Source organism: Streptomyces sp. NPDC050287, assembly GCF_044459385.1.
In the GTDB taxonomy this organism is placed as follows: domain Bacteria; phylum Actinomycetota; class Actinomycetes; order Streptomycetales; family Streptomycetaceae; genus Streptomyces.
In genome coordinates this window covers 74,212-90,874 of record NZ_JBITIY010000003.1, presented here as the reverse complement: position 1 = coordinate 90,874, position 16,663 = coordinate 74,212, and the positions used below count along the sequence as shown (strand labels likewise).

Sequence of the window (16,663 nt, the reverse complement as noted above, 5' to 3'; positions counted from 1 at the left end):
AGGATGGGGCTGCTCGGGACTCATTCCCGGAGACCTCCGTAGGGGTGCGAAGGGCGACGCCGTTACTCCGCCCTGCCTCCTGGCTCGCCGCCGCCCCGCATGCTGCCGCGCGGGCGCAGCACCTCGTCCAGGAGCCGGTCGGCACGGCTGAGCGGGGCCACCGAGTCGAGGGCGGAGACAGCCACATGAGCCAGATCCAGCAGGTCGGATTCCCAGCACGGGACACCCGCCCCGGGAGTCTGCTCACGGGCGGCTGATGGAGCTCCGGACGGCTGGATCTGCGGCCGGTGCAAGATGCTTCCCCTCTTCGTACTACGTCGCGGTACCGGGTACCGGTACGCGTGGCCGAAACCGGCGACCGCCAGATCATCCCACACGACGGCCGCGGGATTTCGTCCGTCGGGCGTATACGCCAGTGCGCCGGACTCCAGGGCGGTTCGGGTCGTACACGCGCGCGGCAGCACCGCCCGCTCGACGTCGAACTTCACTCGGATGGCCGGATTCATCGTACTGAGTCGGTCCCGCTGTCCGGCCCTACAGCGGCATCGGTGACAGGTCGCATTCGATGCGACGGCGCTGCCGGGCCGCGAGGAGCCAGGGATGCAACGAACGGACGACACGGGTGAACCCGTCCACCGCTGTTCGCTGCAACTCGTCGGCCTCGGCACCGCGGCCCAGCCCTCTGAGGTCCAGAGCCAGATTCGCGGTGCAGGCCAAGGTCAGCGGGTGGTGCTCGCCGACGGCCTCGGCCAGCTTCGGCAGGCCGGCCTCGTCGATCTCACACGCGCGCTCGAAGTCCAGCCGGGCGTAGACGGTGTTGGCCCGGCCGAGCTCCACGGTGAGTGTCGTCACGTGGTGGGATCCCACCGTCTCGGCCAGCAGACGGGCGGCATCGTCCTCCAGTTCGCGGGCGGCGTCCAGGGCTCCGAACGCGCGCAGGGTCGCGGCCGTGTTGGCCTTGGACAGCAAGGTGAACGCATGCCTCTCGCCGAGCAGACGCGCATATCGCTGTGTGGTCTCCTCGGCAAGCCGACGCGAGCGGTCCAGGTCGCCGGCGAGGCGCAGGTCGACGGAGAGGTTGATCGCCGTCGCGAGCGAATCGACGTCGTCGGGCCCGTAGCGGACGACGAAGCGTCGCAGTGTCTCCTCGCTGAGCCTGGCCCCTTCGGCGAGCGCCCCGTCGCGGCGTCGGCAGACGGCGAGGTTGCGGGCGATGCGCAGGGTGAGCGGGTTGTCCTCACCGAGCGCGGCACGAGCCCTGCGGTAGACGTCCTCCTGGAAGTCCCGGGAGCCCGGGTAGTCACCGCTCTCGCGCATGTCGGTGGAGAGCGCGTTGAGCGTGTTGAGCGTGAAGAAGTTGGCGGGGCCGAAGAGTTGCTCCCGCATCCGCGCGTTCTCCTGGTCCAACGGCATCGCCTCCCGGAACTGACCGCACAGCCGCAGGTCGACGGCCAGACTGTGCGTGGCCCACAGGGTCGTCGGGTCGTCCGCGCCGAACCGCGAGCGGGCCAGCTCCGTCGCCTCCCGGCCCAGGTCGCGGGCCTCCTCGAACCTGCCTCCGTAGCGCCGGGCGTCGGCCATGGCGCAGAGCGAGTCGACGAGGTCCTCCGGGGCGACGTCGATGCGGCGTGACACCGCCAGGGCCTGCTCCGTCAGCGGTATGGACTCGGCCACCTGCCCGACGACGCGCAGCAGGAACGCGAAGATCTTCGTGATGCGGATGACGTGGATGTCCTCCTCACCGGAGGCCGCGAGCCAGGCGGTCCAGGCCTGCCGGGCCAGGTCCACCGCTGTCTGGTAGTCGCCCCAGTAATAGAGGAACAGCGCGGTGTCGTGGATGAGTTCCCGCACCCAGGTGTCCGTGCTGGTCACCGCCTGGGAGGTGAGCAGGTGGGGCAGCAGAGCCTGGTACTCCCGCCACTCCAGGGACGAGGCGTAGTTGCCGGGTTTGGCGGCCGACAGCAACTGGTGGGCGGCGTCCCGCATGCGCTCCCGCTCTTGGGGCGGCAGCTTGGCGAGGAGCACGGTCTGCAGCATCCGGTGCATCTGCACGGTGTCCGACCGCGGGTCCACCTTGATCAGGGAGAACTGGCTGAGGTCACGGATGGCCCGGTTCAGTTTGATCGACTCGCGCAGCAGGGGGTCGATCTCGGGCGTGAGGGTGACCCCCCGGCTGCCCCGGAGCATGGAACGCGGGATCGGTTCCGGCGCCATGTTGGCGCAGACGTCGAGGAGTTGACGGGCCCCGGGATTGCTCTCCTGAAGGTGTTCCAGTGAGATGTCCCAGGCGGCAGCGACGGAAACCGGGTAGTCGGGGGCGGGGTCGAGTTCCAGGATCTCCGGGCTGCGGCGGCCGAGCAGGTCGAGGTACTCGTCGACCAGCATGCCGGTGACCGCACGCCAGGCTCCCGCCTGCTCGACGGCGAGCGGCAGGTCACCGAGAGCCTCGGCGAGCCGGTCGGCGTCCTCCACCGTCAGATCCGGCGAGCGCTTCTGGAGCAGTTCGACGGACTCCGCCCGCTCGAAGACGTCCACCGGCAGCGGGGTCGCCACCCGTTCCCAGGCGCGGTTGCGGGAGGTGACGATGACCTTCCCGGGCCCGTTGGCGGGAAAGTACCGGCGCACCGCGTCGACGTCCTCCGCGTTGTCGAAGACGAGCAGCCAATTGCCGTGCGGCACCCCCGTGCGCAACGCCTCCAGGGCGGCGGGTACGGCCATGTTCGCGGCGATGTCCTGTCCCGCGGGCGTGATGCCGAGCTGAGCGGCCAGGGTGGCCAGCGAGGACAGGATGAGACTCTCCCGCTCGGCGGAGACCCAGCAGATGACCTCGTAGTCGTACATATGGGTGTAGATGTACTCGAGGGCCAACTGGGACTTGCCGACGCCGCCCATGCCGTGCAGCGCGTGCGGCAGCACGGCCGCGGTGTCCTGGGCCCCCAACTGCTCCTCGACTGCTCTCAGGAGTGCCTGCCGGCCGACGAACGACGTGTTCCTCAGGGGAACGTTCACCAGTAGGGCCGGCGATCCCGTCACCTTGCTCTCCATGCCCGGCGATGCCTCCACGCGTTCCCTGGTCCGGTCGGAACGTCCTGCGTGTTCCGCTTCAAGTGGTGTGCCGTACGTGGGCGGGGAGCCCACCGGCTCGGCCGACGCGCTCTGCGGCGCCGGTGTGACGTCGGCGTCCGCCTCGATCCGCCGGGCGCGCTCGGCATAGGGCCCGGACAACGCCCGCATGACGGCCAGTTCCGTACGCCGCCACTCCACGTCGCCGGGGTCGGGCAGCGTGGTGCCGGTCGGATCGTGCAGGGCGGCGCGCAGCGCGACACCGCGCTCGCCCGCGGCGGGCAGGGCGCCCACCACGGCGACGGTGCGCGCGAGCTGGGATCGAGTGGTGGTGGCCAGCAGTGCCTCGCGTACTCCGTCGGCGAACTCCGGGTGCCCCCCGCCGCGGTCCCAGTCGATGAGTCCGCCCATCAGGATCTCGGCGAGGTGGTCGGGTCCGGTTTCCGGCATGGTGCGTCGTCGCAGCTGGTCCACGAGATCGAACTCGAGTGGCACAACGGCCAGTTGGGTGGCGAGCCGGCGTGCCTTCGGGGTGGCGAGGGTGAGGAAGAGGCGTACGGCGGGGAGGGCGGCCGTCCTCACCCGGGGGGCGCGCAGTCCCGGCGCGGGAGCGCCCTGGGCGAGGGCACCCGTCACGGCGACAGGCAGATCACGGCGCACGCCGCGCTCCCCTACGACCAGGTCGGCCCAGGCGGCGAGGGAATCCGGCTTCAGGGACAGCACGGGTACGGGAACGGAGCGTCCACCGGTGTCGGGCAGCGGCCGCAAGGGGTCGGACCCTACGACCGGTTCCCGGTGACGCAGACGGGTGTTGGACGCGCCGAAGCCACCTGCCTCCAGGGCGGCCTGGTACGGGTGGAGCGAGGAACGACGGCGCAGGTGTGGGGGCAGCAGGTGGACGATGGCCGTGGGCCCCGCCCGGCCCAGGCGCTCGAGCAACTGGTCGGCGGCGGACCCGGCCCAGCCGTGTCCCAGGCCGTCCGTGATCACGAGGAAGACGCGGTCCGCCCGCCCGTTGAGGATCTCTCCCGGGTCGACCGGTGTCCGTCCCGCCCCCCATCGCAGCGACGGCTTCCCGGCCCGGGGAACGACCAGTTTGACCGTACGTACGGCCCGGAAGGCACCGCTGTGTTCGGCCGCCGCGTGCAGACCCGCGGTCTCCCGGCCCCAGATCGCCATGGTCGGGGCGTCGTCGACGAGGAGAACCAGGTCGAACGCGGTGGCGTCCGCCGGACGGAACCACGGCATCCACAGCTCGTCGGACACGCCCCGCTCCGCCGTGGCTTCTTCGTCGAGCTGCACGGCGTCGTGGGACGGCACCTGGCGTGCCAACCGGTGCAGGGCGCGCGCCAGTTGTGCGGACGGGACACCGCCCGGTGCCGGTTCGCCCGGCCGCTGCCGTGGCAGAACGGGTCGCCCCAGCTGCATTCTGCCGGTGCCCTCAGGGTCCGGGAGGGGCAGGGGGGCACCGTCGGCGGCGGCCTGGCCGCCGTCCGGCCCCGGCTCGGGCGGCCGCCCGACGGGGGACGCCGGGGCGTCGGTGGCCGGCACCCGGGTATCCGCCCTCTCGGTGCGGGGCGTGGGCGCGCGGCCGGCCCGGATCCAGTGCGCGCTCAGCCAGACGGCGTCTGCCAGCTCCTGCCAACGCGGAGCGGACTCCGGCGAGTCGGCATGTCCGCTCTCAGGTCCGGGTGCGCGCTCCCTCGGAGAACCGTCCATCAGCGCCCCTTGGCGAGGTCGCGCAGCAGCATCTCCATGAGCTTGCGTCCCCGCTCGTCGTTCCGGAAGACTCCCGCGGTGGTCATCTGAACGGCGTTGAGCAGTTGGTCCAGTGAGTGCGTCCCGCCGGCCTCCACCCGGGTGGCGAAGAGGTCGACCAGATCGTCCGCGCCCGGCGGGCAGGTCCCGAGGTGACTCGCCACGATGGCGAGCAGCTGCTGCCGGGTGGGCACGGGCATCTCGAGAGGAAGGCAACGCCTGCGGAAGGCGGCCGGGAACTCCCGCTCCCCGTTGCTGGTGATGACCACGACCGGGAACTCCCGGCACTCCACCCGCCCTTGCCGTACTTCGGCGTACCGGTCCGGATCGCTGGTGTGCACCCGCGCGACGTCCTGGGCGTCCCGCACCAGTTCCGGGATGTCGTAGCTGCCGTTCTCCATGACGTGCAGCAGGTCGTTGGGCAGGTCGATGTCGCTCTTGTCGAGTTCGTCGATGAGCAGGACGCGCGGGCGGTCGTGCGGTAACAGCGCGGTGCCCAGCGAGCCCAAGGTGATGTAGTCGCCCAGGTAGGGAGGCCGCGGCCGCTCCGCACCGGATTCCGGGGTCTCCTCCGTGCCGGTCGTCAGGCCTGCTCGCCAGGCGCCGATGGCCTGGGCCCGGCCCAGGGCGTCGTGTTCGTACAGGCCGTCGCGCAGCTTGGTGCGGCTGACGATGTTCCACTCGAGGACGCGTCCGAGGCCCAGCTCACGGGCGAGCAGATAGGCGAGGGTGGACTTGCCCACCCCGGGTGCCCCGGTGACGAGCAGCGGGCGCCGCAGCAGCAAGGCGGCGTTGACTGCGTCGATGCTGTCGCCGTCCAGGTGCGGAACGATGTCGACGTGGCCAAGCCGACGCAGCGCGGCCTCGTCGTCGTCGGGCGGCGCGGGCTGCGCGGGGCCGCCTCGGAAGCGGCGCCACGGAGGCGGCGGCGGCAGCCGGGGCGGCGGTCCGCTCGGTGCGGCTCCCGTGGCGTGGAAGAAGCGCCAGCCGTGTTCGCTCACCGGGTCCGGCCCGCTCATACGGGAGTCTCCTCACTGTCGATCGTGCTCATGCTGTGGGGATGGACGACGTGGTGCTCCTGCTCGATGTCGTAGTCCGCGGCGGGCTGCATGTCCACGAGCCGGTGCGGATCGTCCCAGAAGAACGCGATGTGCCGGCCCAGCAGCAGCGGTCCTTCGGGATGGAGCTGAGCGGTTCGCCTGAGCCGATGGATCGCGACGGGGAGCTGGGCGGGTGTGCGTACGGCGGCGAACACGGCCGTGACCACTTCCCGTCGTTCCGCCATGAACTCCCCTCTGCGGTCCCACACGGCAAGACCGATGCCTTCGGCGATGGCTGCCTTCAGCGCCTCCGTCGCCGGCCCCCCGTCAGGTGCGTCGAGCACCGTGGCCGTGCGGCTGGGCCTGGCCGCCAGGGCTGCCTGCCATTCACCCGGACCGCGCGGGTCGGCGGCCCTCCAACCGTGGACCTCGATCCCACGGCCCTGCAGCGTGTTCCACCGCTCGAGCCATTGGGCCCGGACCAGAGCGTCGTCGCTGCGCATGCGCTCCAGGCTGCGCAGGTGCACCCCGTATTTCAGCCCCAACGGCAGCGGTCTGCCGTCCCCCGACCTGAACGTCATCCCCGCCACATCGTGGTTGATCAGGTCGTAGGGGAGGACGAACTCGACGTAGGGCGGCGCGGACTCGGTGTCCGCGGGGGTCGTCTCGTGCGCGGCGGGCGAAAGCCGGACGACCTGCCGCAGAGCGCGCTCGACGGCAGTGCCCAGGCTGCCGAGGCTGGTCGTCTCGGGTTCGCCCGGCTGAGGGTGCCAGCGGCCGGGAACGGTGTTCAGCCATGGCCGGACGATGACGTCACTGGTGCCGTCGCGAGCCGGTTCGACGGCTACGACCAGACATCGCGGGATCGTCGGGTCCGCGGCGGTGGCGACCCGTTCCCCACGCCGCTGTTCGAGCATGGGGAGCAGTCCCGCGCGCCGCGCCCAGTCCTGCCCCCAGGACGACAGCGCGGACCGGCGATCCGGGATCCGGGTCAGCCGGGCGGCATGGTCCATGAGCAGGACCGCGGGCGGAAGTCCGTCCGGCTGGACGTTCAGTTCGCCTGCGTAGGCGAAGAGCTGGGCGACGGTGAGTCCCGTCGGGAGATCGAAGTGCAACTCACCCGCCAGGCTGTCGCGCAGGTCGCTCGCGGACAGGCTCCCCGCCACGGTTTCCAGGAGGGCGAGTGCGGACGTCATGTCCTGCTCGGTCAGCGGTCCCCCGGTCAACGGGCCGGTGCCCACCGCCACGCCGACCGGCGCGAGCAGTTGTTCGATCTCGGCCGCCGCGGCGGACCCTTCGAAGACCCGCACGACATCGGCCAGCACGCGTTCCCCTTCGGGTACGCGGAGTGCCGTCCGCACCAGGATGACGACGTCCTCGCGCTGCTTCACTCCCCGCACGTCGACGGAGACGTTCAGCTGCTCGGACAGGACGCCGGCGAAATACTGGCGCCCGGCCTGGTCCTCGAGGCAGCCCAACCCGCACAGCGCCTCGGTCAGGCGGAACAGCAGGTCTCTTGCCGACGCACGCCCGAACTCACCTGATTCCGCCGCTGTCTCCACCGACCTTCCCCCATGGGGCGGCATTCTGGACCGACCAGCGAAGCTAGCACGTCACATCGCGGTGAACCAGATCGCCGCGCGGCGGCGGCCACGGGAGCGGGTGGGCGACGGCGTACCGTCGCCCACCGCCTCACAACCGCGGGTCCACCGGCTCCGACTCCAGCGCCAGCACCCCGAACACCGCCTCGTGGACCCGCCACAGCGGTTCCCCCTCGGCGAGCCGGTCGAGGGCCTCCAGACCGAGCGCGTACTCGCGGATCGCCAGGGAGCGCTTGTGGTTCAGGAAACGGCCTTTCAGGCGGGTGAGGTTGTCGGGGCGGGTGTACTCCGGACCATAGATGATCCGGAGGTACTCCCGGCCGCGGCACTTGATGCCGGGCTGCACCAGACGCCCCTGGTCACTGCGGACCACCGCGCCGACCGGCTTGACGACCATGCCCTCGCCGCCGCGTCCGGTCATCTCCAGCCACCAGTCGACGCCCGCCCGCACCGACTCCGGGTCACCGGTGTCGACGTACAGGCGGCGGGTCGTCTGCAGCAGACCGCTCGCGTCGTGCTCCACCAGGCGGTCGATGCAGGCGAGTTGCTCGTCGTGCGGCAGGGCGGCGAGGCTGCGGCCCTGGACGGCGAGGATCTGGAACGGCGCCAGGCGTACGCCGTCCAGGCCGTCGGTGCTCCAGCAGTAGCGGCGGTAGGCGTCGGTGAACGCCGAGGCCGCGTCGGCTCGTTCGCGCTGGCGGCCCAGCAGGTCCGAGACGTCCACGCCACGCGCCGCCGCGCCCTCCAGGGCGGCCAGCGCGCCCGGGAACACGGCGCCGGAGGCGGCGCCCACGGCCGCGTACTGGCTGCGCAGCAGGCCCTGCGCCTTCAGCGACCACGGCATCAGCTCGGCGTCCAGGAGCAGCCAGTCGCCCGCGCCGGAGGCGCTGTTGGACCCAGCGAGGTCGGTCCACAGGCCGGCCTCGTCGATCGCCGACCGGAGACGGCCCAGGATCTCCTCCGTCACCGACTCGTCGTCGAAGAAGGGGCGGCCGGTGCGGGTGTAGAGGGACCCCGTGGGGCCTGCCCCAACGCCGAACCGCTTCCGCGCCGTCTCCGCGTCCCGGCACACCAGGGCCACCGCCCGCGAGCCCATGTGCTTCTCCTCGCACACGACCCGCGCGACGCCGTCCTCCTGGTACTGCGCGAACGCCTCGGCCGGGTGCTCCAGATAGCCCTCGATGTGCGAGGTGGCGGTCGGTGCCATGGTCGGCGGGAGGTACGGCAGCAGCCTTGGGTCCACCGCGAAGCGGCTCATGACCTCCAGGGCCGCCGCCGCGTTCTCCTCGCGGATCGCGACGCGCCCCTGGTACCGGGTCTCCACGGCCCGGCGGCCGTGCACGTCCGCGAGGTCCAGCGGGCGTCCGTCCTGTCCGCCGGGCGCCTGAGACCGCAGCGGCCGGGCCGGCTCGTACCAGACCCGCTGAGCCGGTACGTCGACCAGCTCGCGCTCCGGCCAGCGCAGCGCGGTGAGCTTGCCGCCGAAGACGGCACCGGTGTCCAGGCAGATCGTGTTGTTGAGCCAGGTGGCCTCCGGGACCGGGGTGTGGCCGTAGACCACGGCGGCCCGGCCGCGGTAGTCCTCCGCCCACGGGTAGCGCACCGGCAGCCCGAACTCGTCGGTCTCGCCGGTGGTGTCGCCGTACAGCGCGTGCGAGCGGACCCGGCCGGAGGTACGGCCGTGGTACTTCTCCGGCAGCCCGGCGTGGCAGACCACCAGCCTGCCGCCGTCGAGCACGTAGTGACTGACGAGCCCGTCGATGAACTCCCGTACCCGCGTGCGGAACTCCTCGCTCTCGCCCTCCATCTGCTCGATGGTCTCGGCCAGGCCGTGGGTGTGCTGGACCTTGCGGCCGCGCAGGTGACGGCCGTACTTGTTCTCGTGGTTGCCGGGGACGCACAGGGCGTTGCCCGATCCGACCATCGACATGACCCGGCGCAGGACTCCGGGGCTGTCCGGGCCGCGGTCGACGAGGTCGCCGACGAAGACCGCGGTACGGCCCTCCGGGTGGACGCCGTCGACGTAGCCCAACTTGCCGAGCAGTGCCTCCAGTTCCAGGGCACAGCCGTGGATGTCGCCGACGATGTCGAAGGGGCCGGTGAGGTGGGTCAGGTCGTTGAAGCGCTTCTCGGTGACGACGGTGGCGTTGTCGATGTCCTCGACACCCCGCAGGACGTGCACCTTGCGGAAGCCCTCGCGCTCCAGGTGCCTGAGCGATCGCCTGAGTTCGCGGATGTGCCGCTGGACGACCCGGCGCGGCATGTCGGCGCGGTCCCGGCGGGCGGCGTTGCGCTCGGCGCACACCTCCTCCGGCACGTCGAGCACGACGGCGATGGGCAGTACGTCGTACTGCCGGGCCAGGTCGATCAGCTGCCGCCGGGCGTCCGACTGCACGCTGGTCGCGTCCACGACGGTACGGCGGCCGGCGGCCAGGCGCTTGCCGGCGATGTAGTGCAGGACGTCGAAGGCGTCCCGGGTCGCGCTCTGGTCGTTCTCGTCGTCGGAGACCAGGCCGCGGCAGAAGTCGGAGGAGATCACCTCGGTGGGCTTGAAGTGCCGCCGGGCGAAGGTCGACTTGCCGGAACCGGACGCGCCGATCAGTACGACGAGGGAGAGGTCGGTGACGGGCAGGGCCCGTCCCTTCTGAGTGGTCGTCATGCCGCCGTCGCCTCCTTCTCGTTGCCGGTCTTGGTCGCTTCGCCGCTCATGTCGAAAACGGCCATCTGGGTGGGCGGGCCCACCTCCGGGTCGTCGGGTCCGACGGGGACGAACCGCACACCGTACCCGTGCCGCACGGCGACCGCCTCGGCCCAGGTGCGGAACTGAGCGCGCGTCCACTCGAACCGGTGGTCGCCGTGCCGGACATGGCCGGCCGGGAGGGAATCCCAGCGGACGTTGTACTCGACGTTCGGGGTGGTCACCAGGACCGTGCGCGGACGGGCCGCGCCGAACACGGCGTACTCCAGGGCGGGCAGCCGGGGCAGGTCGAGGTGCTCGATGACCTCGCTCAGCACGGCGGCGTCGTACCCCTTGAGCCGGTTGTCGGTGTAGGCCAGCGAGCCCTGGAAGAGCTGGACACGTGAGGCCTGCCGCTCCCCCATGCGGTCGAGTTTCAGCCGCCGGGAGGCGATGGTGAGGGCCCGCATCGACACGTCGACGCCGACGATCTCGGTGAACCGCGGGTCCTTGAGCAGCGCCTGCACCAACTGGCCCTGCCCGCACCCGAGATCGAGCACCCGGGTGGCGCCGGACGCGCCGAGCGCGGCGAGGATCGCCTCCCGGCGCTGCACGGCGAGCGGGGTCGGCTTCTCCTCGGCCTCGCTCTCCGCCTCGACCGCGTTGTCTATCTCCTCGACCTCGCTGTCGTCGGCCTCGGCCAGCCGCACCAGCTCCAGCCGCTCCATCGCCTCCCGGGTCAGCGACCAGCGGCGGGACAGATAGCGGCTGGTGATCAGCTTCTGCTCCGGGTGCGCGGGCAGCCAGCCCTCACCGGCGCGCAGCAACTTGTCGACCTCGTCGGACGACACCCAGTAGTGCTTGGCGTCGTCGAGCACGGGCAGCAGGACGTACAGGTGACGCAGCGCCTCGGCGAGGGTCAGGTTCTCGGACTCCAGTACGAGACGCACGTACCGCGAGTCGCCCCACTCCGGGAACTCGCCGTCCAGGGCCACCGGTTGCACGGTCGCCGTCCAGCCGAGCGGCTCGAAGAGACGCCGTACGAGTTCCGGGCCGCCCCGGGCCGGAAGCGCGGGCACCTCGATGCGCAACGGCCTGGTCTGCCCGGGGAGTTCGGGCCTGGCGTTGCACTGGCCCCGCATCGCGCTGGAGAACACGCCGCTCAGCGCCACGGCGAGCAGCGAGGAGGCCGCGTACGGGCGGTCGTTGACGTACTGCGCGAGGGCCGCGTTCGGGGCGCCGCCGCGTCCCTTGCCCTTGCCTCGCCGGACCAGTGCCACCGCATCGACCTCCAGGAGCAGCGCCGCCGTGCAGCGCTCGGCGTCGGCCTCGGGGTAGAGGACGTGCGCCTGGCCGTAGGAGGTGCTGAACGCCTGCGCTTTCTCGGGATGCTTGTGCAGCAGGTAGCCGAGATCGGTGGCGGGGCGTTGTGGGGTGCCGGTGGTACTGATCGTCAGGAACATGTGGGAGGCCTCTCCGGCCGGTGGATGAGACAAGGGTGTCGTACGCGCGCGAGCCCCCAGGAACGGTGATCCAGGGGGCCCGGCGGAACGACGGTCATACGATCCCACACCCCGGCCGACCGGCGCTTTCGTTTATTCAGGGTGTGCTCCAGGGGCCGACACCCAGCTTGCCCGTGGTGCCGAGGTCGAGGTGGGGCGTGACCATGACCGGGGCGGCGCCGGACTTGGGCCGGACCCGGACATAGGGGGCGTCGACGGGAGTGCCGGCCTCGGTGGTGTTGCGCCACACCATGCCGGCCCGCGCCCGTTCGCCGGGCTTCAGGGTCAGCGGGCGGGGCGGGTCGTCGACATCGGCCGGTGCGGAGGTGATGCCGCCGCTGCCGTGGACGATCCTGACACCGTCGACCGGCGCGCGGTCCTCGTCGAGGACGGTCAGCCGCGGATAGCCCTCGACCCGGTAGGCGCCGGTTGTGCAGTTCTCCAGCCACAGCCCGACGACCCGCAGCCCCATGGCCGCGTCCCCCTCGTCGGCGAAGACGCGGACCCCGGACGGCGGGCACTCCCCCGGCGCGGCGGGGGCTTCGCCGGCGGGAACGGCGGTGACCTCGGAGACCTTGATCCGCGTCAGGTCGTAGCCGCCCATCGCGGGCGGCATGTCGACGGTCCGCCGGACGGTACGGCCGGGTCCGACGTCCCGCACGGTCTGCCGGGTGTTGTCCATGACCGCACCGGCGTCCGTCGTGAAGTCGAACACGATGGTGTACGTGAGTGCTTCGGTGCCGTCGTTGGTGACCTCGTAGGCGGCGGAGATCGCGGACGGGCCGCCCGGGGAGGGAGTGGTCAGGCCGGTGATCCGCACGCCGTGCGGGCCGGGGTCGGAGCCGGGGCTCCGCGGGGACGCGCCGGTCGCGTCACCCCGCGCGTCGCTTCCGCCGCTCGGTGAACCGGCGCGTTCGGATCCGCATCCGGTCAGCAGCAGGGATGCGACGAGGACGGGAAGGACGAGGGGGGCGGCTGTGCGCATCGGGCCACCCCACCAGCATCCGGATCAGATCACCTGTGGCGGAGGCCACAGTTCCGGCCACAGGCCTGTCACAGCTGAGCCTGCACCTGGGACGAGATCAGCTCCAGGTGGTCCAGGTCGGAGAGGTCGAGGATCTGGAGGTAGAACCGCTCGGCACCGAGTTCGGCGTAGCGGCCGATCTTCTCGACGACCTCGGCCGGGGTGCCGGCCAGGCCGTTGCTCTTGAGCTCGTCGACCTCACGGCCGATCGCGGCGGCGCGGCGGGCGACCTCCTGGTCGTCCTTGCCGACGCAGGCGACCAGGGCGTTGGAGTAGGTGATCTCGTCGGCCTGGCGGCCGGCCTCCTCGGCGGCGGCCCGGACCCGGCCGAACTGGCGCTCGCAGTCCTCGAACGAGCCGAAGGGCATGTTGAACTCGTCGGCGTAGCGGGCGGCCAGCCGCGGCGTACGGGTGGCGCCGTGGCCGCCGATGAGCACGGGGATCTTGGGCTGCGCGGGCTTGGGCAGCGCGGGCGACTCCTTGAGGTCGTAGTAGGTGCCGTGGAAGTCGAAGGTCTCGCCGAGCTTCGTCGCCCACAGGCCGGTGACGATCGCCAGCTGCTCCTCCAGGCGGGCGAACTTCTCCTTCGGGAAGGGGATGCCGTACGCCGTGTGCTCCTCCTCGTACCAGCCGGCACCCAGGCCCAGTTCGACGCGCCCACCGGACATCTGGTCGACCTGCGCGACCTGGATGGCGAGCACGCCGGGCAGCCGGAACGTTCCGGCGGTCATCAGCGTGCCGAGCCGGATGCGCTTGGTCTCGCGGGCCAGGCCGGCGAGGGTGATCCAGGCGTCCGTGGGGCCGGGGAGGCCGTCCGCGTCGCCCATCTTGAGGTAGTGGTCGGAGCGGAAGAACGCGTCGAAGCCGAGGTCTTCGGTGGCCTTGGCGACGGTGAGGAGAGTGTCGTAGCCGGCGCCCTGCTGGGGCTCGGTGAAGATGCGGAGATCCATGCCCCCATCCTGCATGCCGGGGCGACCGGCGGGCGCGGCGGTCCCCCCGGTTGCCGCCGTCCCCGGTCGGGTGGCAACGCGTCAGCGCCGGGTGCGGGGTGGGCCTCGCCGGTGCCGGGGTGCCCGCGGCTGGACGGCGTGAGCTGACCCCCAGCGGGGCGGGATGCCCGCAGCTGGGCGGCGTGGCCGGCCGGTGTCCGGCGGAATGGCTGGGCGGCGTTGACGACCGCGGCCTGACGGAGTGGCCGGGGGCGTCGGCTGCCGCTGTTCGTGGGGGCTCCTTACGCCGGTAACGCCTCGTCCCGGTCCGTCAGCCTGCGGAGCATCTCCGTCACTCTGTCTCTCGATTCGTCCGCCGCGTCGATCGCTTCCATGCACTGCCAGTACGTGGCCTCGTCGTCCGCGGCGGAGGCGAGGCCGACCAGGGCTATGCCCACCTCGCCGAGGAGGCCGCCGAGGCAGGTGAGGGCCTGGCGGGCGTCGCCGAGGTCGGTGAGCTGGGCTGCCAGCAGGGCCTCGGTGTCGATGTCCGGTCGGTCCAGGACCCCGCATCCTCTGCCCGCCAGTTCGGTCAACCCCAGTGCCTCGCCCCGTAGTTCGGGCGGTCCGGAGACCGCCAGCCGGCTTCCTATGGCCTGGGCCAGGGCCTGCGCCTGCCACACCTCCGCCATGATCTGAGGCGCGCCACCGCTGCCCGCCAGGGCGCGCCTGCTCGTCACGATGAGCCGCACAGCGTCCATGCGCTGCCCCCGTCTGTCCGACGTGCCCTTGACACGTCCACCCGAACTCCCTTGTTCACTACCCAGAGTGAGGTCGGTTGAGACGAAAAGCCAGAGGAAGGCTGAAATCTTCGGACAATGAGGTAGCTTCGGATGGATTTTTGATTACGTTGAGTGAAAATGGAGTTGGCCGCTCCGCACCGCTCCCTGAAGAGCTCCCGTGCGGCTACGGCGCCGGGAACCTCCGCTCGTTCCGGTCGATCTTCGCCTCCAGCGCCGCCAGCGGGTCGATGCCGAGCACCTCGCACAGCTGGAGCAGATACGCGAGTACGTCGGCGACCTCGTCCGTGACGCGGTGCGCGGTGGCGGGGTCGTCCATGACGCTTGCCGACTCCTCGGGCGTCAACCACTGGAAGATCTCGACCAGTTCGGAGGCCTCCACACTCAGCGCGGCGACGAGGTTCTTGGGCGTGTGGTACGGCTGCCAGTCGCGTGCCGCCGCGAACTCGGCCAGTCTGCGCTGCAGTTTCGCCACGTCGAGAGGTTCTGTCACGGCTTCAGGTGTACCACCGTGACGCCGTCCTCCCCGGCCGCCCACGACGCGTCGCTCACCGCGCCGACCAGGCGGATGTGGCCGCGGCCGCACATGCGGGCGGCGAGCCGCAGCAGTTCGGTGCGCTGGCCGGGGTCCAAGGCCCGGTCGAGGTTGTCGGCGAGGACGGTGAGTGCCTGCAGGGCCGCGGGCACCTCACCGGCCGGGTCGACCTCCAGGACCCCGGGCCCGGTGAACAGCACCAGTGCCAGGGCGAGGTATCTCAACTCCCCGTCGCCCAGCCTGCCGCAGTCCGTACGGGTGCCGTCGCCCCGGTCGAGAAATGCCCGCACCGCCCGGTCGGTGAGCGGTTCGGCGAGCACGTCGGCGACGGGGCCGGCGCATCCGGTGCGTACCGCGGCGACGAACTGCGTGTGCCGTTTCGCGCACTCGGCCTGGGTGCGCCACAGCACGTCGGCGAGGTTGTCGCAGCCGGAGAGCAGCCGCCCCGAGCCGGCCGGGACGGGGGCGCGCATCCGGTCGGGCAGTGGATCGCAGGCGAAGACGGAGCGCAGGGCGACCACCATCTGCTCGGCGGCGGCCAGCACCCGGCGCTGTCCGTCCGTCTTGCCCGCCACGCGCAGCGGGAGCAGGGCGGTGCCGAGCCGGTCGTCGGGCAGCGCGGCGCGGGTGACCGGCGTCTGCCCTCCGGTGTGCCACGCGGCCTCCACCTGGCGGCGGTTCGGGTCGCGCAGGGCGGTCCGCAGCAGGACCAGTCCGCCGACCGACAGCCGCTCCCCCGCGATGCGCAGGCTGGGCTCGGCCTGGACGGCGACGTCGAGCCGGACGGGGTCCTGGGGACCGTCGGCAGTACAGCCGATGCGGAAGCCGCGCCGGCCCTGGGCGTCGGGCCGGGCCCGGTCGGGCACCCAGGCGAGCGGGTCGGGGAACACCTCCCCGAGGGGCGTGCCGCCACCGAGCCGGGCGAGCGCCTCGTAGGCCCGCAGCGCGCTGGTCTTGCCGCAGCCGCTGGGCCCGGCGAAGAGGGTGAGGGGGCCGAGGGGGAAGTCGGCCCGGCGGTGCCCCGCGAAGGCGGACAGCCGCAGCTCGGTGAGGCGCGGCCGGTCCGGACGGTCCTCGGCGGTGCCGGGAGGTGGGGCCGGGGAGGACGAGGGACGCCGGGGCGGCGCGGAGGGCACGGTCATATCCGGACGCTATGGCTCCGTCGGCCGGGCGAACCGTTCCGTCACGGCGCCCTTCCTACGATCGAGCGATCAGCCCCGTGGCCCGGCCCCCCGGCGGTACCACTCAGGCCACACAGGCCACTCACCGCTCAGGTCACGGCCCCACTCAGCCCCTCACACCGCGCGCGGCCCTCGCCGAGCTCCCTCACACCCCAGGAACCCCAGCCCCCTCCATCAGCCCCGTCACTTCTGTCCCGGCCGGTGTGAGCAGGAACACGTTCCGGTCGACGCGGTGCATTCCGCTCGCAAGGCCGAAGACGACGCCCGTGCTGAAGTCGAGGATGCGCTTGGCGACCTCGGTCTCCGCGGCAGTGAGGTCGAGCAGGACGGGGACGCCCGCCATCAGCGTCTCGGCGACCTCGCGGGCGTCCGCGAACACGGTGACGCGCAGGACGACGAAGCGGCGCCGCAGCTCGGTCTCGGCCTCCGGCATGGACCGGTGGCCGACCGAGGACGGCCAGGCGTCCCGGCCTCGCAGCGGTACGACCTGGGCGAGCCCCTCCCACTGTTCGTCGGTGACATCGTGGCTGTTCACCGGCATGCTCCGTCCTTG

The 16,663-nt window shown here is 71.8% G+C and carries 12 protein-coding genes; all 12 read right to left on the bottom strand.

The annotated features are described in order from the left end of the window. Positions 1-62: 62 nt before the first annotated feature. A complete protein-coding gene (locus tag ACIBK3_RS10875; RefSeq protein WP_399364132.1) occupies positions 63-506 on the bottom strand; it encodes a hypothetical protein in 444 nt (147 codons plus the stop codon). A gap of 28 nt (positions 507-534) precedes the next feature. Beyond that, complete coding sequence (gene fxsT, locus ACIBK3_RS10870) at positions 535-4,782, bottom strand: FxSxx-COOH system tetratricopeptide repeat protein (protein ID WP_399364129.1); 4,248 nt, start codon at positions 4,780-4,782, stop codon at positions 535-537. Continuing rightward, a complete protein-coding gene (locus ACIBK3_RS10865) occupies positions 4,782-5,840 on the bottom strand; it encodes an AAA family ATPase (protein WP_399364127.1) in 1,059 nt (352 codons plus the stop codon). The genes fxsT and ACIBK3_RS10865 overlap by 1 nt, the downstream gene beginning before the upstream one ends. Further along, positions 5,837-7,423 (bottom strand): hypothetical protein, encoded by a 1,587-nt coding sequence (locus tag ACIBK3_RS10860; RefSeq protein ID WP_399364125.1) that lies wholly within the window; start codon positions 7,421-7,423, stop codon positions 5,837-5,839. The genes ACIBK3_RS10865 and ACIBK3_RS10860 overlap by 4 nt, the downstream gene beginning before the upstream one ends. Positions 7,424-7,553: 130 nt before the next feature. Then, positions 7,554-10,121, bottom strand: coding sequence for a polynucleotide kinase-phosphatase (locus tag ACIBK3_RS10855; RefSeq protein WP_399364123.1), 2,568 nt, complete (start codon positions 10,119-10,121; stop codon positions 7,554-7,556). Continuing rightward, positions 10,118-11,602 carry a 3' terminal RNA ribose 2'-O-methyltransferase Hen1 gene (locus ACIBK3_RS10850; RefSeq protein WP_399364121.1) on the bottom strand — a complete coding sequence of 495 codons (1,485 nt, stop codon included), beginning with the start codon at positions 11,600-11,602 and terminating at the stop codon, positions 10,118-10,120. Before ACIBK3_RS10850 ends, ACIBK3_RS10855 begins: the two co-directional genes overlap by 4 nt. A gap of 136 nt (positions 11,603-11,738) precedes the next feature. After that, positions 11,739-12,626 (bottom strand): DUF4232 domain-containing protein, encoded by an 888-nt coding sequence (locus tag ACIBK3_RS10845; RefSeq protein WP_399364119.1) that lies wholly within the window; start codon positions 12,624-12,626, stop codon positions 11,739-11,741. A 68-nt stretch (positions 12,627-12,694) separates the two neighbouring features. After that, on the bottom strand, positions 12,695-13,615 hold the full coding sequence (locus ACIBK3_RS10840; RefSeq protein ID WP_399364117.1) for an LLM class F420-dependent oxidoreductase: 921 nt from the start codon (positions 13,613-13,615) through the stop codon (positions 12,695-12,697). A gap of 281 nt (positions 13,616-13,896) precedes the next feature. After that, on the bottom strand, positions 13,897-14,355 hold the full coding sequence (locus ACIBK3_RS10835; RefSeq protein WP_399364115.1) for a DUF6099 family protein: 459 nt from the start codon (positions 14,353-14,355) through the stop codon (positions 13,897-13,899). 205 nt (positions 14,356-14,560) lie between these two features. Then, entirely contained in the window at positions 14,561-14,887 is a 327-nt protein-coding gene (locus ACIBK3_RS10830) for a nucleotide pyrophosphohydrolase (protein ID WP_399364113.1), read from the bottom strand. Further along, the gene (locus ACIBK3_RS10825; RefSeq protein WP_399364111.1) at positions 14,884-16,071 is read right to left on the bottom strand and encodes an AAA family ATPase; all 1,188 of its coding nucleotides are present in this window, start codon (positions 16,069-16,071) and stop codon (positions 14,884-14,886) included. Before ACIBK3_RS10825 ends, ACIBK3_RS10830 begins: the two co-directional genes overlap by 4 nt. Before the next feature lie 184 nt (positions 16,072-16,255). Then, complete coding sequence (locus ACIBK3_RS10820; protein ID WP_399364109.1) at positions 16,256-16,651, bottom strand: cell division protein SepF; 396 nt, start codon at positions 16,649-16,651, stop codon at positions 16,256-16,258. Positions 16,652-16,663 lie beyond the last annotated feature (12 nt).